At 58.5% G+C, this 22472-nt stretch carries 14 protein-coding genes and 1 pseudogene; 4 read left to right on the forward strand and 11 right to left on the reverse strand.

Annotation, left to right across the window (positions count from 1 at the left end):
• Nucleotide 1: 1 nt before the first annotated feature.
• Complete coding sequence (locus ACE3TJ_RS03665) at nt 2–1024, reverse strand: Rieske 2Fe-2S domain-containing protein (RefSeq protein ID WP_374593953.1); 1023 nt, start codon at nt 1022–1024, stop codon at nt 2–4.
• Between the two features lie 212 nt (nt 1025–1236).
• Here ACE3TJ_RS03665 and ACE3TJ_RS03670 point away from each other — a divergent pair, with 212 nt between their 5' ends.
• Entirely contained in the window at nt 1237–1944 is a 708-nt protein-coding gene (locus tag ACE3TJ_RS03670) for a type 1 glutamine amidotransferase domain-containing protein (protein ID WP_374593955.1), read from the forward strand.
• 91 nt (nt 1945–2035) lie between these two features.
• On the opposite strand, the gene ACE3TJ_RS03675 is transcribed toward ACE3TJ_RS03670, so the two are convergent.
• The 3 genes from ACE3TJ_RS03675 to ACE3TJ_RS03685 are packed head-to-tail and all read right to left on the reverse strand — an operon-like array spanning nt 2036 to nt 7751.
• Nucleotides 2036–4720, reverse strand: a complete 2685-nt coding sequence (locus tag ACE3TJ_RS03675) for a LuxR C-terminal-related transcriptional regulator (RefSeq protein ID WP_374593957.1) — start codon at nt 4718–4720, stop codon at nt 2036–2038.
• A gap of 40 nt (nt 4721–4760) precedes the next feature.
• Entirely contained in the window at nt 4761–5585 is an 825-nt protein-coding gene (locus ACE3TJ_RS03680; RefSeq protein WP_374593959.1) for a DUF4440 domain-containing protein, read from the reverse strand.
• Between the two features lie 12 nt (nt 5586–5597).
• Nucleotides 5598–7751 carry a TonB-dependent receptor gene (locus tag ACE3TJ_RS03685; protein ID WP_374593961.1) on the reverse strand — a complete coding sequence of 718 codons (2154 nt, stop codon included), beginning with the start codon at nt 7749–7751 and terminating at the stop codon, nt 5598–5600.
• 487 nt (nt 7752–8238) lie between these two features.
• Here ACE3TJ_RS03685 and ACE3TJ_RS03690 point away from each other — a divergent pair.
• Nucleotides 8239–8355 (forward strand): annotated as a pseudogene (locus ACE3TJ_RS03690) (IS3 family transposase); the annotation flags it as partial.
• 57 nt (nt 8356–8412) lie between these two features.
• Here ACE3TJ_RS03690 and ACE3TJ_RS03695 read toward each other — a convergent pair.
• From ACE3TJ_RS03695 to ACE3TJ_RS03715, 5 genes are all read right to left on the reverse strand, one after another.
• Nucleotides 8413–9837 (reverse strand): APC family permease, encoded by a 1425-nt coding sequence (locus tag ACE3TJ_RS03695; RefSeq protein ID WP_374593963.1) that lies wholly within the window; start codon nt 9835–9837, stop codon nt 8413–8415.
• Between the two features lie 133 nt (nt 9838–9970).
• Nucleotides 9971–11782, reverse strand: a complete 1812-nt coding sequence (locus tag ACE3TJ_RS03700; protein WP_374593965.1) for a peptidoglycan DD-metalloendopeptidase family protein — start codon at nt 11780–11782, stop codon at nt 9971–9973.
• A gap of 112 nt (nt 11783–11894) precedes the next feature.
• Complete coding sequence (locus ACE3TJ_RS03705) at nt 11895–12917, reverse strand: threonine/serine dehydratase (protein ID WP_374593967.1); 1023 nt, start codon at nt 12915–12917, stop codon at nt 11895–11897.
• A 172-nt stretch (nt 12918–13089) separates the two neighbouring features.
• Nucleotides 13090–14412 (reverse strand): serine hydrolase domain-containing protein, encoded by a 1323-nt coding sequence (locus ACE3TJ_RS03710; protein ID WP_374593969.1) that lies wholly within the window; start codon nt 14410–14412, stop codon nt 13090–13092.
• A 199-nt stretch (nt 14413–14611) separates the two neighbouring features.
• Complete coding sequence (locus tag ACE3TJ_RS03715; protein WP_374593971.1) at nt 14612–17404, reverse strand: TonB-dependent receptor domain-containing protein; 2793 nt, start codon at nt 17402–17404, stop codon at nt 14612–14614.
• A gap of 187 nt (nt 17405–17591) precedes the next feature.
• Here ACE3TJ_RS03715 and ACE3TJ_RS03720 point away from each other — a divergent pair, with 187 nt between their 5' ends.
• On the forward strand, nt 17592–18362 hold the full coding sequence (locus ACE3TJ_RS03720) for an SDR family oxidoreductase (RefSeq protein ID WP_374593973.1): 771 nt from the start codon (nt 17592–17594) through the stop codon (nt 18360–18362).
• 134 nt (nt 18363–18496) lie between these two features.
• Here ACE3TJ_RS03720 and ACE3TJ_RS03725 read toward each other — a convergent pair whose 3' ends face one another.
• Together ACE3TJ_RS03725 and ACE3TJ_RS03730 are read right to left on the reverse strand one after the other, a co-directional pair.
• Nucleotides 18497–19378, reverse strand: a complete 882-nt coding sequence (locus tag ACE3TJ_RS03725; RefSeq protein WP_374593975.1) for a 3-keto-5-aminohexanoate cleavage protein — start codon at nt 19376–19378, stop codon at nt 18497–18499.
• A 44-nt stretch (nt 19379–19422) separates the two neighbouring features.
• Nucleotides 19423–20184 (reverse strand): hypothetical protein, encoded by a 762-nt coding sequence (locus ACE3TJ_RS03730; RefSeq protein WP_374593977.1) that lies wholly within the window; start codon nt 20182–20184, stop codon nt 19423–19425.
• A gap of 434 nt (nt 20185–20618) precedes the next feature.
• On the opposite strand from ACE3TJ_RS03730, the gene ACE3TJ_RS03735 reads away from it, so the two are divergent.
• The gene (locus tag ACE3TJ_RS03735; RefSeq protein ID WP_374593979.1) at nt 20619–22472 is read left to right on the forward strand and encodes a serine hydrolase domain-containing protein; all 1854 of its coding nucleotides are present in this window, start codon (nt 20619–20621) and stop codon (nt 22470–22472) included.

The following is a 22472-nucleotide window of genomic DNA, read 5'->3' on the forward strand; positions in this document are numbered from 1 at the left end:
ATCAGCGAATGAAATCGGCCGACGGATGCGCCCTTGGGAAATCACGCATGTAGTCGAAGAAGCGCGCGAGCGTCTTGTCGCTGCGTGTCAGCGTGCCGGGCTTGAAATGAATCGTCTGCATGTTGACGAGATCATCGAGCACGACACGCGTCTCGAGCTCCGCCACAAATTCGAGATACTCGTCGATCTCTTCGGGCGTACCCATGTCCTTGCGCGCACAGACGACGATGAACACCGTGGAGCGGCTCGGCCGGTTGAGGCTGAACGGCGACACGAAGCCGAACCAGCGGCCCGCGAAATTGGTGCTCTGGAAATACATGCTCGTGCCGACGATGCCGATGCGGTGGTTGACCGGATCGCCGGTGACATGCGTGCCCTCGAACTCGTAGAACATCGAATGGTCGGTCCATTCGACGGCATCGTGGGGATTGTCGCCGTTGATGACGATGCCGTGCAGGTAGCGGATGTGCTGCATGTCCGGCGTGTTGGCGCAGAGAATCCACGGATCGGTGGGAATTTCCTCGCCGAACGTCTTGATCTTGAAGACGAGCTCGTCGTCCGGATACGGAAAATCGGGAAGCTGATAGTGCGGATCGGTGCCGTTGTAGGCCCAGACGAGACCGTATTTCTCGCAGGTGGGGAATTCGAACAGGCGCGCGGTCGGCGGAATCGGATCGCTGCTCGGCATACCGGAGCAGCGCCCGTCCGCGCCGTAGCGCCAGTGATGGAACACGCAGCGCACCTGCCCGTCCACCATGTCCCCAACCGAGAGGTCCGCGCCGAGGTGCGGGCAATAGGCGCTCATCACGTGCGCCTTGCCTTCCTTGTCGCGGAACACGATGACGCGCCCATCAAGGAAATCGAAACCGCGCACGAACGACGAGGTCGCCGCGCTCGACAGGCAGATCGGATACCACGACTGGGTGAAGAGCCCGTCTTCACCTTCGAACGGGACGGGCTGGCTCAAAGGCCGCTTCACCGGCTGATCGAGACGGCGCGACTTACTGACATCATCAAGCGACACGCGAGACCTCCCTCTTGGTCCACTGGAATGGAATATGAGGTTGCAGCATCGGTCAAGCGGCACGCGGCGCATAGCCCCACGTACGGCCAATGCGGCAGTGTGCGGCCCTATCCTAACGGACGGGCGATGCTCGCCAATCGGACGTGTGTGTGCTTGTCCCCGCGCCGCTTATGGTCTCTCCATTCCACTCAGGGGAGCAAGCGGAGCCCGACATGGCCAAGAAAATCCTGTTTATCGTAACCTCGCACGGCGAGCTCGGATCGAGCGGCAACGCTAGCGGAAGCTGGCTTGAAGAGCTGGCGACACCCTATTGGCAGTTCGTGGACGCCGGCTTCGACGTCGCGATCGCATCGCCGAAGGGCGGCAAGGCGCCGATCGACCCGATGAGCCTTGAAGACGCATGGATCAGCGACAACGGACGCCGTTTCCTTGGCGACGCAACGGCATCGGCGAAGATGAACGGCACGCAGCCGCTCGAAAGCACCGGCGACGAGGGGCTGGACGGCATCTTCCTTGTCGGCGGCACGGCGACGACGTGGGACTTCCCGCACAACCCCGTGATCAAGCGCCTCGCCGAGACGCTGTTCGCGCGCGGCGATGTCGTCGCGGGCATCTGCCACGGCGTTATCGGCCTGGTGCAGACGGTCGACCCGAACGGCGAGCCGCTGGTGAAGAACCGCAAGCTCACCTCGATCAGCAACGCCGAAGACGTGATGATGGGCGTCGACAAGATCGTGCCCGTGCTGCCCGAAGATATGCTGCGCAAGCTGCGCGCGATCTATTCGGCGGCGCAGCCGTTCGGCGCGCACGTCGTTTGCGATGCGCCGTTCTTCACGGGACAGAACCCGGCCTCTGCCGAGCCGCTGGCGAAGCAGATTATCGATCATCTCGAACGGAAGGCCGCCGCCGCAGCGGCCTGAACTGGCCCGGGGGCGGCGCTGTCGCCCCCGATTGCCGTGCTGGAGTCATTCCGGTTCGGCAGGTGAGTCCACCTGCCTTGAAATCACTCTATCAGCCGACGGGTGCAGCGCCGACGAGCGCGCGGTAGCGCGCCAGTGCCTGCGTGCGGTTCTGCGCGCTCAACTTCCTGTAGATATTGCGCAGATGGAACTTGATCGTCGCCTCGCTGAGACCAAGGCGATGCGCGGTGACCTTGTTCGGGTGCCCTTCCCCCATGAAATGCAGGATCTGCCGCTCGCGCGCCGTGAGCGGATCGCTTGAAGCTCCGACCGGGTCGGCGCCCGCGACCGGAATGTCGCCACGTTGCGGGTCCGGCGTCGACCAGCCCGGCAGCTCGGCGAGATAGGGCTGGAGATCCGCGCCCGCCTCCACGAATAACCGCGCGGGCAACAATCCCTGACAGTGCCCGCACGCCGCCTGCAGTTTCGCGCGCACCAGAACGGGCTTCGCCTCGGCATGATGGATGCGCGCCCAGGCGATATCGATCGCGGTCGCAAAGCGCAGCGCCGAGGTTCGCCCGACCTCCTCCTCGGCGAGGCGGAGCCAATGCGCGGCCTCGTCGAGACGACGTGCCGACGTCTGAAGCTCGGCGAGCGCGAGCAGGCCCCCGATACGCTCCTGCCATGTGAGGGGAACGCCCGTTCCGCTGAGGAAGGCGCCGCCCGGAAGGCCGAGCGCCTCCACATCGCGCCATGCCTTGTCCACGGCACCGCTGCGCGCCTCGATGAGCGCGCCGGTGAGGCCCATGTTCCATGCAAGCCGCGGCGTCTGCAGCCGTTCGCTGACCTCGACACCGTTCGCAAGGATCGCGCGCGCTTCGTCCAGCCTGTTGGCGGCGGCGGCGGCCCGCGCGGCATAGCGATGCGCCCAGAGCTGCACCTCCACCCACGCCTCCACCGCGCCGACCATGGCGGCAAGATCGAGCGGATTGGCATGGAGATCGGGCTTGCCGAGCTCGAACTGGATGCTGGTGCGCAGCATCTCGGTGAGCACGCGCAGCCGCTGATCTTCCGGGAAGAACAGCCGCACCATCTTCTCGCCGAGCGCGGATTCGGCAAGCGCGCCTTCGAGATCATTGCGCCAGAACTGCGCGAGCATCCGGTGCACATGCATGAACAGCGCGCCGAAAACGCTCTCCGTGCCCGCGTAATCGATCGCGGCTTCCACCGCCGCGCGCTCCGCCTTCACGAGATCGCCGCTGCAATAGCTGTTCCACGAGCGGAGAATATGGACCTGCGCCCGGCCATGATGATCGCTCGGCAGCGCCTCGTCGATGTAGCGTTCAAGCGCGGCTTCCTCCTCGGCGCTCGCCCGCTGATCGAGGAAGCCGTTGACGAAACCTTCGGCGATCAGGAACTGCCGGTCGATCAGTATCGTATCGGCACCGGTCTCCGCATTTTCGAGCTGGAGCCGTACGGACTGGAGACGCTCGACCGCATCGACGATGCGGCCTTCGTGGGCGCTGACGACGGCGAGCGAGAGCTGTGCGCTTGGGCAGCGCGGATCGGCGGCGATGCCGATCGAATCGAGCATAAGGCGCGCTGCCGCGATGCCTTGCCGCGTGACGACGGTGGTCGCACCCACCTGCTCGATGAGCGCGAGCGCGCGCTCCCGTTCGCCCGCTTCGATCGCGTGGCGGAGCGCTTCCTGAAACAGGCCGCGATCCGCGAACCACTCTGCAGCGCGGGCGTGAAGCGCCGCGCGCTCCTTCGCATCCATAAGCGCGAGCCGGTCGTCGAGGAACCGGCGCAGCATTTCGGGGAAATGGAATTCCTGCGTGTAGAGATCGCGGAGCAGCAGGCCTTCGTCGTGATAAAGCTTTTCGACAAGCGACAGCGCGACGTTCCCAACCAGCGCCTCGGCAAGCGAGAGGTCGAAACGTTCGACGACGACGAGGCGGCTCATGGCGGTGCGGAGATCAGGGTCAAGCGTTCTCAGCACCTCGTCGCGGAAATAATCGCCGAGCCAGTCCTGCCATGTGCCGCAATCGTGGCCCGGACGCGGCGTGTGATCGAGCGAACGCCGCGCGAAGGCGACCGCGACCGCCGAACCGCTCGTGCTGGCGTGGAGGCGGCGGGTGTAAAGCTCCGGTACCTGGTTTGAGAGCAGCGCGTGGATTTCCGCAGGCGTGAAGGCGAGATCGCCGGGGCCGATCTCGAGCAGCTGGTTGCGCGCGCGGAGAGCGCCGAGTGGAAGCTGGGGGCGGCGGCGCGAGGACAGCACCAAGCGCAGCGCGGGCGAGTGGAGGAGGAGGCTCGAAAGAAACGCGAAGGCTTCGGGCGCGTTGATCGCCTCGCAGCCATCGAGGATCAGGATGGGCTTGCGCGGGGTGCGGTTGACGGCGGCGGCGAGGCGGCGGGCTGCGGCCTCCGGCGCGTCGGGAGAGAAACTAGGGGCGATGGCGGCGAAGGCTTCGGCGAGGTCGTCGTAGCCCGCGTGGGCGAGCGCTTCGGCGATCCCGGCGATGAGTAACGCAGGGGCGCGGTCCGACGCATCAAGCGTGAGCCACGCCGCCGGGCGCTCCATCTGGCGCAGCAGGTCCGCCCACTGCGTGAGCAGCACGGTTTTGCCCGAGCCCGCGGGGCCGCGAACGATGGTGAGCGGACGCAGCAGGCTCGCCTCGGTCAGCTCGCGGAGCAGGAGCTGACGCCGGACGAGCGGCACGTCGCCGCGCACGGGGCCGAAGCGGTGCGGCAGCGCGGCGGTATCAACTTCCAGGCTGTGATCGACCGGCATCGCTCCCTCCCAGCCCCTTCACATCAAGCCGGGGAGCCTATCACGAAAGCGCGCCCCAAGCGAAGAAGTCCGTATCCACGCGCCAGCCCTTGGCGGTGCGGCGCCAGAGGATCGTGTAGCGCACGAGCGTCGGCGCCTCGCCCGCCGCCTTCGGATGCACGGTGGATTCGCCGAGCTCGAACGCGATGTCGCCGCCGCCGTGGCTGACCTCCACCTGCCGGAGGTCGCACGCCGAGAAGCCGTCCATCAGACCGCGGAAAACCGCGATCGCGGCGTCGCGACCCTTCTGCAACGGCGTGTCGGGCACAGCGATGCGGGGATCGTCGACATAGTAGTTCGCGACGAGGCGCTCGGGATCGCCACTTCGGAAGTCCGCCTCGAACCGGTCGCTCGCCGCGCGGATCGCCGCCGCGACATCTTCCGGCCCAACCGCGGGCGCGCCGCCGAGGAAGACTTCGATCTCGTCGAACAGGCTGTTCTCGATGGTCTCCCATTCTCTGCCCCAGCCGTCGTCGGTGGTGACGCCGACGAAGCTGTTGCGGATCACCACATCGCAGGCGCCCGGCCCACACGGCGTGATGCGCACCTCGCCGACATAATCGGTGATTGGCAGCGACCCACTGTCGACGACGCGGTAGCCATAGCCATAGCCCGCAGCATCGATCCATTCGAGGCGTTCGCGGAGCGGCGGGCCTTCCGCGAGGTGGATCCACTTGGTTGCGCCGACCTCCGCCCCCTCACCTTCGAACACGACCCGTTTGAAGAACCCGCCGCCGGCGAGCTTTTCCATGCCGCGCCACGAAAGATAGCTCCAGAGCGTCTCCGCCGGTGCATTGAACCGGCGGACGACCTGTGCCTTGCCCATATCGAAACTCCCCTAGAAGCGCAGCTTCGCCTGCACACCCCAACGCCGCCCCGGCGCCGCGCCGGAAAGATCGCCTGCACCCGCGCCACTCCACTCGACGGGCACGAACTCGATCACATAATCCTCGTCGAACAGATTCTCAACGAAGCCCGCGAGCGACAAGCCGCCCTTGCGCAGCGTGAGACGCGCATTCACGAGGCTGACGCCGCTGCGCTTGTCGGTGTTGTCGACTTCCCAGTAATAGGCACCGCTCGAACCGTTGAGCTCGACACGCGGCGTAATCGACATGTCGTCGCTGAATTCGTGCTCGTACTGCGCGCCCAAGGCATAAGAGAACTTCGCCATCTGCGGCAGCTTGTTGCCGGTATAGTCGCCCGCCGCGGGAAGGCCCGCGAACACCGACGTATCGTAGCTGATGATCTTCGAATCCGTGTAGCCGATCGACGCCGAAAGATCGAAACCGGGCGCCGGACGCGCGATCACCTCCGCCTCGAAGCCATAGACTTCCGACTTCGGAATCGGATTCGTGAGCGTCTGCGCCGAATTGTTGATATCGAGCGTGTAGACCTGACGATCCTTGATGCGCGTGTAGAAGACCGCACTGGTGAGCGTCAGCTTGCGATCAAAGGCGCTCGCCTTCATCCCGACCTCGTAGTTCCAGTTCTCTTCCTTGTTGTACGACCGCGTGATGATATCGAGTGGGTTGAAGCCGCCGCTGCGGAAACCCTTGGCGACGGTCGCATAAACCATCGAATCGTCGTTCCAGAACCATGTCGCCGAAACCTTCGGCTGCAGCGATTTGAAGGTCCGGTCGTACTCCGGAAGCCCCGGCGCGGCGCGATCGATCTGGTGCCGGTCATCGACGTCGTAGCGCAGCGCGCCCGTGAGCTCGAGGCCCATATCGAAGCGGTAGGAGACCTGGCCGAACGCCGCATAAGCCTTGTTGTGATCGGTCGAACGGCTCTGTGAGAACAGGAGCGGCGCAAGCTCCGGCGGCAGGCCGAACAGCGGAAGGAAATCCGCACCGAGGAAAATCTCGGTATCGAGCTTCTGACGCGTCTTCAGATAGTAGAGGCCAGCGAGCCACTTGAAACGCGTGTTACCCGTGGACGCGAGCCGCAGTTCCTGACTGAAATTCCGTGTCTTCAGCGTCTGTTGCGCGATGATGCCGTCAAGCGGGCTGAGATCGAGTTCCTCGTCGATGAACGACGAGACCTTCGAATAGGCCGTGACCGACGTGAGCATCGCGGCGCCGAGATCGACATCCACCTTCGCGGAGGCATCGTTCAGGATACGCTCCGCCCACGAGGGGTAGTCGCCGATATACGGCCGCGGTTCGTCGATGTCGCCGCCGGGCGGCACAGCCGCGTACCAGGCCGCGCCTGCTTTAGTTTCAAGCCGCGAATAGCGCAGATCGACAGTGACGACATCGGACGGCGTGAACAGCAGGCTGCCGCGGATGTTCTTGTCTTGCGCCCAGTTCGCTTCCTTCGAGCGCGGCGCGTTCACGCTTTCGATGTCGCCGTCGAAATCGCGCAGCGATCCGGCAAGGCGGAACAGCAGCTTGTCGGGAACGATCGGACCGCTGATCGCGGCGGACAGGCGCCAGTCCTGCCCCGTGCCGTAGCTGCCCTGAACGAAGCCTTCGAAATCATTCGTCGGCTGCTTGGTCGTGATGTTGATCGCGCCGCCGATGGCGTTGCGGCCGTAAACCGCGCCCTGCGGACCTTTCAGTACCTCGATGCGCTCGATATCGAACAGATCCTGCGTGATCTGGTAGGCATTGCTGAGCTGCACACCATCGACGACGACGGCGATCGGCGGTTCGCCGTTGCGCGCCTGCCCGACACCGCGGATCGTCAGCAGCGCGACGCCCGGCTGCTGCGCCTCGACGATGGAGAGGTTTGGCACGCGAAGCGCCACATCCTTCACGTTGTCGATACGCGTCGCTTCGAGCGCGGCCGCCGTAAAGACGCTGATCGAATCCGGCACGTCCTGCACGCGCTCCTCGCGCTTGCGTGCCGTAACGACGATCTGTTCGACCTCTCCACTGTGCACGGCAGTGTCGCTGCCGCTTTCCTGCGCCCACGCCGGCATGGCGACGATGGTCGCAACGCCGGCCAAAAGGCAGGCGCACGTATAGTTCAGGCTAGATTGGCTCCGCATACCACTTCCCCTCCGCATACGCCGACGATCCTCCCGATCGCTTGGACTGTTCCGCGTCCCTGTTCGGCGACCTTGGTTCTAGCCCGAGGGCGGGGCGAGGCTCATCCTATCTTTTGGGAACAAATGACCTGCATGCCCGCCTATCCGGACGGATAGGTCCGGGAGAGAGGTTATGTGACATGGGCAAACCGCGAGACCGTTGCCTCCCGAACCCTTCCAACTGCGGTGCGGACTCCTCCGCGTCCGCATCTGGAGGCTCTATGGAAAGATAAGCAAGTGCTTGAAAACGCTTGGCTAGGGCGGAAGAATTCGAACCTTCGCAGGCGGTACCAAAAGCCGAGCACTTACCGCGTAGCGCCGCCCCGCATTGCTGCAAGCTATTGAACAATAACGATTTTCTTACTTGCCATTTTAGAATTTTCGGTGATCTGTCCCCTGCTGAGTGGCCCAGAGACTGTGATGGTCTGGACCACGAAAGGGACATTGAATGTCGAGCAAGAAGCACAAGCCGGAAGAGATCATCGGCAGGCTGCGTGAAGTTGAGCTTGTGCTGGCGCAGGGAGCCTCGACCGCCGAGGCGTGCCGACCGATCGCTGTCACAAAACCTATCGGTCCACTCGCTGGGGGCAGATCAAACTCGTAATCGTGCTTTTTCTGCTGGTCACCGGCTTCGCTCAGTATCAGGGTTTCGTACTTTACGCGAAGCTCGGAAGAGGATCGCTCCGGCCATCCCCCATCCTGCAAGCAACAGCCATTCTGTCGGCAGCCCATCGGCTTTCAGCAACGGCAGAACAGCAGCTACCGCTCCCATGGCAATCACGAGAATGAGTGCTACAAGGATAGGAACAGAGTTTCCCGGCACTTTGAATTCGGGTTTGGAAGTACCCGAGGCCCTCTCCTTTAAAAGCACCGAAAGAAGAAGAACAAACGTCGCTGCTAGACACATAGCACAAAGATTCAGGATTGGAACGATAGCGCCGGGACCCAGCAGAACCGCAAGAGCCGCAAGAATCGAAAACAAACCGACAGCAAGCGATGGTGCGCCGTGGGAATTGAGTGCCGCCAACCTGGAAGGGAAAAAATGATCCCTGGCGAGTGCCACGATCAAGCGCGCACCGATGATCACAATAACGTTCCACGTCTTTGCCAGAGATACGATGGCAACAACAATAACGACCTGGGCGAGCCATGGCGCAGAGGGAGACAGGACGCCGAAGGCATGGGCCGTCGGCAATCCGGCCGCCACAGTCTCCTCCCACGGCGCCGCGGATGCGACAGCGAAGATAATAAGGACGTAGAAAATCGAGGCGGCGACCACGGCCGCGATCATAGCCCATGCAACGGCAGATAAGCTTACACCATGCGCTCGTTCTTCGGCGACTTGCGCCGCCCCCTGAAAACCGTTCAGAAACAGGAGGCACATTGAGAAAACCCAGAACACACCTGACCAAGGGAAGCCGTTCGGAGACATTTGGAAGAGTGGCCTCGTATTCGCAAAATCGCCGAGACTGAGACCAAGTACGGCCAGCACCACAGCGAATGCGATAAAGCCATATGTAAGAATCTTCTGAAACGTCACCGTTGCGCCGCTGCCACGCGCATTCAGCCATCCGAGAAGAAGAAGACCGCCAAAACTGGCCGTCAGGCCAATGGCCCCCACGGGCTCCCCGAGTACATAATAGATCGGCGCGTCGTGCATTGAGGGGAATAATGCTGAAAACAGCCAGACAAGTGCTATGCCTTCGAATGCCGCAAGACCGACGAAATTCAGCAGTAGAAACCAGCCCACCAAAAAGCCCGGAATAGCCCCAAGTGATGTTCGAACGTAAACAAACTCTGCACCCGCGCGCGGCATCCTGGCTGTAAGTTCCGCATAGCACGCGCAGACAAGGGCCATGGTGATGCCTCCGGCCCCAAAGGCAAGTGCCGCACCGCCCGGTCCTGCGGCTCCAAGCCATTCACCGAGAACAACCACCCAACCAGAGCCAACGATCCCCCCGAATGCGAGAGCGAAGTATCCGAGCCGCCCTACGTGACGTCGAAACGTCATGTTCGCGGTGGCGTTCATGTCGGCCTGCGATGTCATTCATGATATCCTGTTGATAATCTGCCAAAGCCAATCGCCTTCCAAACGTTCCGAACAAAGACCGCGCTTTGCCCAGGGGCGCGTTCAAAGTACGTGAATCTGGAAAGTATCACTCACCCAAGGAGTGGCATTTCTATTCTGCCGTAAGATATCGCCCGCTCTTCGGGGAACGAACCTTTCGACCCTCAGGATCACTCTCGCGCAGATTTTCGAATTCCGACGGCAGCCCATCGGAACGAAGCAGAACAGGTCCCGACATCAATTGATAGTGCAGGTGCGGCACGCCTCCATTCGAAGCGCCCAATAGCGCGATGACCTGCCCTTTTTCAACCTTGTCGCCTACCTTGACCTTGATGGATTCATTCTGGAGATGAGCAAAGAAGCTGAACTCGTCGTGGCCATGATCAATAATGATAACATTACCCGGGAGCGCCCAAACATCTCTCGGCAAATCCGTCTTCTCCCAGAAATCGTCCGGTAACGTATCAGGCACACCACCACGCGCATACACGACCCTGCCTTCCGCGGGGGCAAGAATCTCCCGACCGAACGCAGGGAAGGATGCATTGAATTCGGGCGTGCCAAATGCTGCCTTGGATGTGCGAAGGCGGTACCCCTCCCCAAGAGGAATGATGTCGTATGCGCCCCACTGCTGCCATTCATCCTTGTGATTGATCTCGTCCCAATCATGGCCACTGACAATCATGAAATCGCCCTTTACGGGAAACATCAAAGCTGTCTTCTGCTTGTATCGCGAGACTGGAACGTTCGATTCCGCCACCACTTCCGAGCCGTCAGGCGCGCGCAGATTCAAGCGGTAAGACATGGCATCAACATCGAGATCAGCTGCCTCGGTGAAATGATGGCGAAAGACCATAATTCCCGCAAACCCTGCATAACGAGAAACATCGCGCCGACGCACCATGTCCAAGGTTGCCTTTGAAAACGCGATGGTCTTCAAAACTTTACCATTGGCGTGGAAGGTAACGACGGCAGAGGAAGGCTCCAGCCAGCGACCAAATTTCTCGTCGACCATCATGTCGAACGTCCAGGTTTCTGTCGGTCCGAACGTCGTCGCCCAGCGACCGTTCTGATCCCATTCACCTGCGCCCTGTATCCAGTCGGCCTCTTTATACACATGGAATGGAACCGTTTTCAGGGCCACCTCAAAAGGCTTGCTCGACTGCATGGATTCGGGTTGCGCGAACGGATCACCCTTGAGATCCGACGTCTCGTAGCCGCGCACGCGCACGTTCAATGTGAGCCTCGGCAACTCCGGATCGGGATAGGTGATGCTGAACGGCAATCGCATGTTTCCGACGTTGCGATAGTCCCCGTAGGTTTCCTCGATTGCACGAACGCCCTCGGAGTAGGTTCCGCTATAGGTACGCGTAACCGGCAGGAAATCGCTTTTCCGAATATGGTAAGACTCCTTCCCTTGAGGCGCCTTGCAAACCACGATGTAAACGTCGTCGACCGCTCCCGTATCGCCCGACAACGCGCAAGCCTCGGGGTCGTTCAGATAGCCCAGCAGAGCGAACAGGTAGAATGGACGGCTCCTCGAGCGGGTGCGCGGATCGATTTCCCTGTCGTCCGATCCGGTGGTGCCTCCAAGATTCCGCCAACTCTGCTTTTCCCAGCCCTTGTCGCTATCGATCGCCCGGAAAAGCGAATACTGGATGGTCTCAATGCTTATCGATTGCGCGCCCGCCGCGCTGGCGTGAAGCTCAAAATTCGCCGGAAATCCGAACGCCGCGCCATCACCGCTCAAGGCTATGCTACTCGGCATCGCGTTGGGGCTTCCCAGAAAATGTGCGGCGACCGCTTTCCGGATGACTTCATTGCCATCAATCGCCTGGCCCGCAGCCTTGGAGGCGACTTCAGCCGGTGCTGCAGCACCCAATGCCAGAAGGAAAAGTAAAGCAGAAAACCCCTTAATTTTCATCGCCTCATCCTTTTTTTCCCCATCTTCCCCGTTACAGCCTTCGCGCAACGCTCGAACGGAAATTATCCGCATTTTCGCAGCCGACGAGAATTGGCAAGTCAACGACTATAAATCAGACCAAACCGAGAATATTATTGTCCAGAGAATGAAATCCACCTCTGACAATTTTAACGTAATTTTCGAGATCGATATTTGCGCCGCAGACAATGATTCCGATCCTCTTGTTTTCGAGCTTGGATCGCAATGGCCCGAAAGCAGCAGCTGTTGCCGCTGCTGCAGCCGGTTCGACAGCAAGTTTCATCTCTCGGAAAAGAAGCGCCGCCGCGGCACTGATCTGCTCGTCATCGACAAGCACAATCTCGTCGACATACTGTCGGCACATGGCATATGCGTATGGCGTTGTCATAGGGGGTGCGAGGCTGTCGGCAATAGTGTCGCTATGGCTCAACCTCTGTGGAGAGCCCGCGGAGAAACTCTTCGTCATGACGGAAGATCCCACCGGCTCAACCCCATAAACCTTGCAGTCGTGTCTTGCCAGCTTGGCGGCCAGGGCAATACCAGAGCATAGGCCACCGCCGCCAATCGGAACAATAATCGCGTCCAGCGCGCCAGCGTCTTCGATAAATTCAAGCCCGCATGTCGCGGTCGCTTCGGTGACTCGCCGTCCTTCGAACGGGTGGATGAAAGTCCGTCCCTCGACATTGACAATGTCTTCCACCAGCGCAAACCCTGCGGGACCATCCGATGCGATGATCACTTCGGCACCGTAGTCACGTGCTGCTGCAACGCGCAAAGGATTCGCCGAGGCCAACATGACAACCTTCGCACTGGTTCCAACACAGGATGCGGCATACGCTGCTGCAATCGCATGATTGCCCGCGCTGACTGCCGCAACGCCCTTACGACGCTCCTGCTCAGTGAGTGCCAGGGCATTGTTGATCGCACCTCGAGCCTTGAATGAACCCGTTCGTTGCATCAACTCCAGCTTGACGTGAACTTCCGCCGAAGCGCCAAAGCACGACTTGATCAGCCCCCCGGACCATCGCGTCGTCGGTGTCCTTTGAACATAGGGGAATATTCGTTTGGCCGTATCCAGAATCTCTGAAAGGGTCGGTGGTACGAACAGGTTAGTCATTGCCTATGCCATCCTGATATTTGCGCGAGGAATTCACGTTCCATTCCGGTCTATCAATAGCCGGAGCGTTCTGAAACCAAGTGTCACGCTCTTCTCGAAAAAGTGGACCATATTCTCGTGACTTGCGATTGAAGAGCGTTTCCAATGGCGACCTGCCGTAGAGACTTCTCCTCTAGTCATCGAACAGCCCGGACTTGGCGAGTTGCCTTGCCACGCGTTGCATCTGATTGTGCTCACGCTTCTCCGTGTGCGTACCAAACCAGGCAATGACCAGATCCCGCGATGGTGAAATATAGAGCCCCTGCCCTCCGACGCCGGCCTTATAAAAATCGCCTTCGACCGTGACGATATCCCATTGATACGTATTATGATGAAATGAGTTGTCCCCCAGGTATTCGTGTGCGTACTTCAGCCCCTTGGTCAGTTCCGGGCGACCTTCCTTCTGAATTCGTGAAAGCAGCGCATCTGACACGACGGGATTGTCAGCCTTCCGTCCCGAGGGAACAAAAAAGAGTCCGTATCGTGCAAGATCACGCAGGGTCGAGATCATTCCGCCTGCCGAGAAGGCATTTCCGCTTGGAGTGCTCGTCAGAAACGCGGTCGATTGCGCTCCAACCCTGCCCCAAATTTCTCTTTCAACAAAATCAGCATAACGATCACCCGAAACGACAGTCACCAGACGATTGAGCACTTCAGTATTGACCGATGAATAGTCATATATTTCCCCGGATGGCCTTAGCCTCTTCATCTCTTGAAGCGTTTGCCAAGGGTCATCCTTGGCAAGTTCTGATACCGGCCATCCGAAAGCATTATAAAAGTCCCAGAAGCATGACTTCAGGTCTGCGTGGGCCTCGGAACAATCCACGCCAGACGCCATGTCGAGCACATCGATCACTGGCACACCGGCCCACGCGGAGCCTTTCAACTCGGACAAGTAAAAATCAACTGGCTTGCGGACATCGATCAAACCGCGCTGCTCGAGCACCGAAACGGCAAGTGACGCCACTGTCTTGGAAATCGAGAACCAGAGATGCTTGTCCATCGGCTTCATGCGGGGATAGGCTTCAAAGACGATCTTGCCCTTGTGGACGACGATCGCCCCATCTGTCGGAGATTCGTTTACGTATCGCCCAAGCGGCATTTCCCCGATTTTGGAGGAGATAACAAAAGCGGCGACCTTGGGATTCGGTTTGACAGGTAGAGATGTTACTGTACCCGTCTCGTTGAATACGCTTTGGAGAAAAAACTCCGGCGTGTTGAGAAGGACGTATCGGGTGTAGTCCCCCCCCTGAAAGAACCAATCAGTGAAGTACGGTGTGAACTGCTGATGAAACGACTCTGCCTGGCCTGACGGAAAGGACTGCGGCACACCTGCAGAAGCCGGACTTCCATTCTGACTGGCCTGAGCTCTGGGCGCGGCAGGGCTCGGATCGCTCCCTGAATAAGCGTGCGACGACGTCAGGCAAAGTGCCATAAGTAGAAGCTTACATTTCATCTGCCTGGCTCCATTCTGAATGTGGCATCGTTATACATCCTCGCCTCCGCGGACCGATCCCGCTGCACAGCTGCACAATGGATAACGTACCGGATCAGCATCCGGGAAAATTTCGACGTTGAGCACCGGCATCTCACAGGCGGGGCGCTTGTGTGCGTCCCGCCTGCGAAATCGCGCCATGACGTGCTGAAGAGCGCTTCTAGAATTTCGCGCGGACGCCGGCATAGACGTATCGGCCAATCACATCATACAAGGCCGGGTTTGTTGCGATATTGTCAACGAAATCCAGCGGCGCAACCGGCGGATCCTTGTCGAGAAGATTATTGACGCCCGCATAAAGCTGAAACGCCGTTCCGCGTGCCGTTTCAAAATTGTAGCGTGCCGACATATTCACATAAATTGCCCCGCTTACAGAATTGTCATTAATGTCCTCGGGGGTCAGGCCGCGCAAGTATTTGCCTCCGCCAACATAGCGCAATTGGGTCAGCAAGCCGAAGTCACCAATCACGTAGTCGGCGGACATGTTCCAGCGCCATTTCGGGGTCGGACTGCCCCCCGGCGCGTCAGGGCCAACGACGCCAGCATCGTCGTAGACGATCACGCCGTCCGGGGACAGAGACTGCTCGATGGTATAATTGACAAGTCCGCGAACATTCAGGCTACCCGGGCCCACACTATCGACACGGTAACTCACCTCAAAGTCGACGCCTTCTGCGACTTGTCTGGCAACATTCAGGAATGATGCATTTACCGCGGTGAGTGCACCGTCAACAAGCGTTACAGCCTCGCATCCAATACCGGCATCGAAGCAGTTTGTGACGATTGTTTGCGCAGGCACCCGGCTGATCGCATCAGAAACCTTGATCCGATACCAGTCAACGGACATCGACAAGCCGTCTACCCATGAGGGCTGGTAAACAAGTCCAGCGCTGTAGGTATAGGCCTTCTCGGGCCTCAGGCTTGGATTGCCGCCGCCGTTGATCGGGACGAGGCGGACCTGGTTCGTAAACGGATCGAAAATGTTATCGAAGTTCCGCAACGACGTACTATACAGTTCCGTGATGTTCGGAGCCCGTATATCGCGCGAAACCGTGCCTCTCAAAGTGACGTCACGCACCGGACTGAAGGTCATACCCGCCTGCCAGGTCGTTACACCGCCACTCGTGCTGTAATCGGTGTATCGGATGGCGCCATTAACATCGAGCGACATCCCGCTATCCGATTTGAGAATTGGCACGCCCGCTTCAAAGAACACTTCCTTGACGCCTACATCGCCCGCGATCGGCTGGGTTCCGCAGAACAGCATACTTCCGTCCTGACAAAGCTTGTCAACGGTCGTTGATGCTTCTTCGTTTCGGTACTCGGCGCCGAGCGCAACTGACAATGCGCCTGCCGGCAGTTCCGCAATCTCGCCGCTGATCGCTCCGACGACAACTGTTTGACTGATCTTCCTGCGGAACATGGTATCGGCATGAATATAGTCCAGCGCCGCGGCGCTCGGCGAACCGTCGCCAAAGAGATTGAGCGGTACGCAGCCAGGGGCGCCATTCGCACCATCCAGATTTGCCCGACACACGATTTCTCCGCTGTCGGGATCCCTCACGGCATCGATAGCGAAGTTGCGGTTGGCAACGATGACATTGTTTATCTGCCTATTGGTGAAGTTCGTTTCGCCGTGTGAAACATAGGCATTCCAGTTCCAGTTGGAGATCTTGCCTTCAAGGCCAGCGACAATCCGGAACGTGTCCGACTCGGAATCTGCCGTGATAAACCCATGGTCGGTGTTTGTGCGCGCCATGATGAGCACGGGAACGCCATTGTCCGTCATGGTTTGCTGCAACGCGTCCGGAATGAACGGGTTACCGGAAATGATAATGTCGGGACCGCCCCCGATGAAACTCCAAGGCTGCACGGTCTCATTACGAGCTTCAAAACGCGCATAGGTTGCGTCGACGAACATTTTCACGTTGTCCGATAACTGATAATCAGCAACGATCATCAGATTCTTGCGCTGGAACGGCACAGACAATGTCGCATCGTCTCCAAAAGCGCCCCCGTCGCCGCCGACCTGAAAAGGTAAGGCCGAAAAAGCGTTCGGGATCGGGTACTCCCCGATATCGTAGGGCAGAATTTCCCCGCTTCCCCCAAAGCGTATTTGTGCGACTGACGGATGGTTACCAAGCGCCAGGGGCAGATAGCCGCCATCAGTGCCCAATCCTAGCACGACATTCTTGGTGATGATACGAGCAGGAATGCCGTCATTCGGCCCGGTATCGTTCGGATTGCCCACAATGCCCCAACGCTTGCGGCCCCAGCTTCGATCGCGCTGATCAGCGACACCGCTGTTATCCTGAAATTCTGCCGCAAACGTGATGTGACCGCGCCCATCGGCACCCGAAACACCGTACGCGAACGAAACGAATTTATCCTTTGCGTCGCCTTCGTCCGACAGGCCATAGCGCGCATCCAGCTTCACGCCTTCAAGTTCGCGATCGGTGATCAGGTTCACGACACCTGCAACAGCATCCGAGCCCCACTGCGCGGAAGCACCGCCCGTTACGACCTCAACCCGCTTCACCAGGGTCTGCGGAACCAGATTGATGTTGATGGTACCGGACAGATCCGTTGCCACATGGCGCCGCTGATCGACCAGAACAAGTGAGCGCCGCGGCCCAAGGCCGCGCAGATCCAGACCACTCACACCATTATCCGTTGACAGCAATCCCGTCGATTGCGGCGTCGTAGTCGCCCGGAAAGACGGAATTTCGTTCAGATAGTCGGCGATATTTACGAGCCCCCTCTTCTCGATGGAATCCCTGTCCACCGTGATGACGGGTTTCGGCGAGTCAAAGCCGGAAGAAAGGCGTGTTGACGCTCTTACCACAATCTCCTCGGCGTCCGACGAGGTCGTGGCCTCCTGAGCCAGAAGTGCACTCGGAGCTGCTGAACACAGCATTGCCCCCACAGTCAACATTACTCTGTAATTGCGCATATTTCCCCCCTTCCACTGAACTGAACCATGTTGTTATGGGTCACGTCATATATTTTATAAAACATATTGTCTAGCCCTGCGAAGGCGACTAGGAATCCAGCGGACGGAAAGCAAAGAGGGCGCCGGCCCTGCGCCCCTATCCCGGCAGAAACCCAAGGCTCCGCTCAATTGATTCTTAGAGGATGCAATGCCTGAACTTACCGGTAAAAGTGCGCTCATAACGGGCGCGGACAGCACGGCACGTATCATCGCCGAAACTCTGGCCAGAAGCGGCGTAGAGGTGTTCGCCTGCGACATACGAGAGGAAGCCGTCAGCGCGCTGCTCGAAAGCAACCCCGCAATGCGGGCCACCGTCGCCGATATCGGTGTGGAAGCCGATGCCATTCGCGTAGCGGAGGAAGCGGTGGCGCGATTCGGAAAAATTGACATTCTCGTCAATGTGGTTGGCATTGCGGGGCCAACAAAGCCGATCGAGGAGATCACTTCGACCGAATGGCTCGATACGATGAATACCAACATCAACGGCGTTTTCTATACCGCGCGCGCGATGGTGCCCGGGATGAAAGCCCGCCACTCCGGCGTCATATTGAACTTCTCAACCGCCTCAACCCGCACCCGCCTGCCAAATCGATTGCCTTACATCACTTCGAAGTATGCAGTTGAAGGATTGACGCTCAATCTCGCCCGAGAGCTCGGGCCGTTTGGCATTCGCGTGAATGGAATCCTCCCCGGCCCCATTAACAACGATCGCCTGCAGCTCGTCCTTTCTCAAATCGCGAACAGAAATGGTTCAACGATCGAGAAGGTTGCTCAGGATGCTCTCCAGTACGTTTCGATGCGTTGCCTGATCGAACCCCAAGAGCTTGCCGATACGGTAACCTTTCTGTGCTCTGATAAAGCGAAACACATTACCGGCCAGCTTATTGGCGTAGACGGCAATCAGGAATGGGAGGGCTGATCGGCGATCGATCCGGCCGAACGGCGGGTGTTACCCGCCGTTCGGCCCAGACACGAACATGTCAGACAAGGTAAAGCTTCGGCTTTTCGCTTGTTTGCATGTCTTTCTTCGATCAACAGAAGTGTCCGCGACAACTAGCGGTTTTTGAGGCGAAGCATATCGCGTGCGGCCTTGACGGTTGCGACATTCGTCCCGAGGTGTTCGACAATTTCGACTGCCCGCGTAACGAGTTGAGCATTCGTGGCAAGAACGCCGCGCCTCAGATAGAGATTATCTTCAAGTCCAACCCTCACATTGCCGCCCATAAGGATCGACTGTGCGACAACCGGCATCTGCCGATCGCCAATACCGAAAGCACCCCAAACACAATCTGCCGGAAGCATGTCGCACATCGCGACTATACCGCGGGTCGTTGCCGGTACTCCATATTTCACGCCCATACACAGCTGGATAAGCGGAGGCGCATCGAACAGCCCTTCAGCAATGTATTCCTGGGTACGCCACAGATCGCCTACATCAAAGACTTCGATTTCGGGTTTCACACCTATCCGCTGAAGCTCTTTGGCCATGTAGCGAACATGATCAGGAAGATTGCAGTAGGGCGTATCATGATAGTTCATGATCGGTACGTCGAGCGAGCAAACATCCGGCATCGCAGCATGGATATGCTCAAGACGACGCTCCGGCCGCCAGAATTTCGTTTTGACAGGATCAAGCCGGCTCGGATCTTCCGGATCGAAGGCCGCCAGCACCCCGATGGCCGTGGTGAGATTTATGATAATGTCCGTACCCTGATCGCGGATTCGGCTTACGACCTCAACAAAATGTTCCTTTTTCCACGACTCCTGCCCAGTTTCCGGATCCCGTACGTGGATATGAACCATCGTCGCCCCCGCTGCCGCGACCTTGGCAACGTCTTCCGCCATCTCCTTTGGAGAAATTGGAATGTTCGGATTCTTTCCCGTTGTATCCGCACCTCCGCTGATAGCGCAGGTTATCATCACATTCTGTTTCACTATTCACTCCCATCTATTCCCTGAGCAGGTCGAAAAAACCAGCGCTAGAGGAAACCTGCAAACGGACGGCGGACAACGCTTGCGTGCAACCATTCCACCAATCCGCTCATGTCAAATACCGGCAAACCAAGATTCTGCTGCAGATCCGCCGCAAAGGGCGGAAGATCGCTGCACTGCAGGAGCAAGGCGCCAACCGTGTTATCGATCTGCGCTTCAACGCGTGAAAACATCTCCTTCAGCAGCGCATCGCCATCGCAAAGCTCGCCGGGCGAGACAAAGGCATCGAATTCCGGACATCCCATCAAATCTATCGAAATGATGCGATCAGATTCCAGTATCCCACATTGCTCGCGCAACAAGGGCGTGAAGGCCCGTTTGGTCGCAAACAGAATGGCAAGTTTCTGCCGCACACCCAGAGCCTGAAGGATAAACGGCACCTGTGTCATGATAGACATGAAGACGGGCGTTGGCACCGCATCGGCGACAGCGCGCTGGTAGTGACCAAGCGAACCGCACGCTCCGACGACGGCACGCGCACCTCCTGCGACCAGCTCACGAGCTGCTTCGACAATTGGCTCTGTAGCTTCGGGGGCGCCACACGCGATCTGATCGAACGAGACGTCTTTGACGACCTTGTATTCAACAGGGAAGCTAAACGTCGATGCGTTTTGCATATTTCCGGGCAGCAGGGCACTTACACCGGGAATGCATATGATGCCGATCGAATGCCCGGCAGTAGCCTGGCGTTCCGGCAGATTCCGCCATTTGGCGGGACGATGCTGTCGCCACCCCCCGTCGCGTTCCATTTCCACTCTTTTCAAAACCAATTCCCTGTATTCCCTAGCGCCGCCGCTCTGACCAACGGGATCGCGATGCGCGTGGCAAGATTGCGATTCGTCACAGAATGTCGTTCAAGAATATAAAATATAAATTATACTGGCAATGTTGGATTTGGCCTTTCTGGTGCCTTCTACGTCTGGGCCTCTGCGCACTTGGGAAAGTTTCATGCCAGCCCTGGCCGCGACCCTTTGAGAGTATCGAATCGATGTTGCAGTCGAACTTTTCTGATATATTATATAAAATGCTTGCAGCAATGTGTACGAGCTGGGATGAAAGCCGAGTTGGGTGGAAGGTGGAATAGCACAGCGGACAGGTTTCAACCCTGAGCCCCCCGCGAGCGCGGGCCACTTCGTGTCCCCACGGCGCCCCATGGCGAGTCTGATAGGATGAAATATCGATCATGCTGAACGGCTCAAAGGCCTCTGCGATCCTCGCGACGCTGCTTTTCCTGCTGAATTTCGTTCTCACGCCTGCTGCTCTTGGCGCCACGCCGCCCGGCTTGGGATCAGGAGACATACCTTCCAGAGATATCGACGATCTGTTTCTGAAGACTATCTCTCAAGAGCCTGTTGCCATGGCTTCGCCCGGCGCTCAGGTGGCGGTCGTTTTCGCCAACGGCGACGTATATACGAAGGGCTACGGAGTATCAGGAGCGCCAACGCATAATCGCCCTCCAATGGACCCGGAAAGGCATTTGCTTCGCATTGCATCGCTAACAAAAATGTTCACCGCTGTGGGCATTCTGCAGCTGTACGAGCGTGAGAAACTGGATCTGGATACTGATATCAATCGTTACCTGAAGGCGTTTCACGTACACAATCCCTACGGCGGCAAAGTTGTTACCGTGAGACAACTTCTGCAGCACACGAGCGGCCTTGATGAAGATTGGGCCGGCATGTCGCTACGTTCTCCAAACGACCACGCTCCGCTCGCCGATGTCTTCAAGCGCAGAGGTGTACGCTTCGCACGGCCTACCGGAGAGGTTATGGGCTACACCAACCGTGCCTACATGCTGCTTGGGCATCTGATTGAAGCCGTCAGCGGCCTTAGTTATGAAACCTACGTTCAACGTCACATTCTTGATGTGCTTGAAATGGACAACAGCACATTCGTACTGACCAAAGACAAGAGCAACGATCTGGCGTGGGGCACAGAGATTGAAGGTAATGCATACACGGAAGTCTGGATTCCGGATACGTTGACGCGTCCCGCCGGGGACCTGATGACGAATGCAGTCGATATGAGCCATTTCGTCAAGGCAATGCTCGGAAATGGTCGTTATCGCGACAACGTCTTGCTCAAGCCAGAAACGCTCGAACTCATGAAGAGTGAGTGCAGATTGCTTGGCAAAGGCCTCCCTGGCTTTTGCCTTGGGTTGGCCACCAGTGTGCACGACGGCTTGCGCTACTGGCTCCATGCAGGCAACCACCCAGGCTATAACAGCTTCTTCGCCCTCGATCCGGCCCGCGGTTATGGCATTTTCTATGGTTTCAACGGCGGCGTCGACGTGGAGCGGTTTTATGCAGATTTCCTGGAACGATTGGTTCCGACGAAAGCACTGCGGCAACTCCCTCAAAGTCTGCCAATTTTACGTACCGATATTGCCGGGGATTACCGGTCGCTAAGGCCAAGCTCCGAAACGCCGGAAAAGCTCCTGTTCCTGCACAAAGGCGACACTCGTGTAGAAATCAAGGGAGGCGAGTTGATCATCCCGCCTGTCCATTTTGTACAGGTCGCCCCTCTGTTGTTTTATAGCAAGGACTTCCAAGCCTACGCGAAGGTGCTCCTAAATGATGCCGGCGAGGTACAGTATATTCAGGAATTCGTAGGCGGGCTGAGAAAGCTGGCATGGTATGAAACGCAGGCCTTCCAGCTTGGCATCCTTTGTGTCTGCGTCGGCTTCATTCTTGTTTTCCTGGTTCTGGAAACTGCGGGGGCCGTCCGCCAATCAAGGATAAACATATACAATCTTGCCGGGGTTTCAGCTGGCATTCTTTGGCTCACCGGCATCGGTGTCTGGTATTTTTATCCAATGAATTCGGATAACTATGCGTTCGGTTTCCCCAGCTACCTGCTCTTGGGCCTCACCGTTATAAAATGGGCGGCCACGATGACAATTATAGCAATCCCGGCCGCCATTTTTTCATGGTTCGCAGGTGGAAGGCAGTTCGATCTCCGCAACGCGTTTAAATGGCTTGCGCTGCTTGCAATGTTGATTTTGATTTCCTGGTCTAAATACTGGAAAATTTTGTAA

Origin of the sequence: Sphingosinicella sp. (genome assembly GCF_041916975.1) — a bacterium.
Taxonomy (GTDB): Bacteria; Pseudomonadota; Alphaproteobacteria; order Sphingomonadales; family Sphingomonadaceae; genus Sphingosinicella.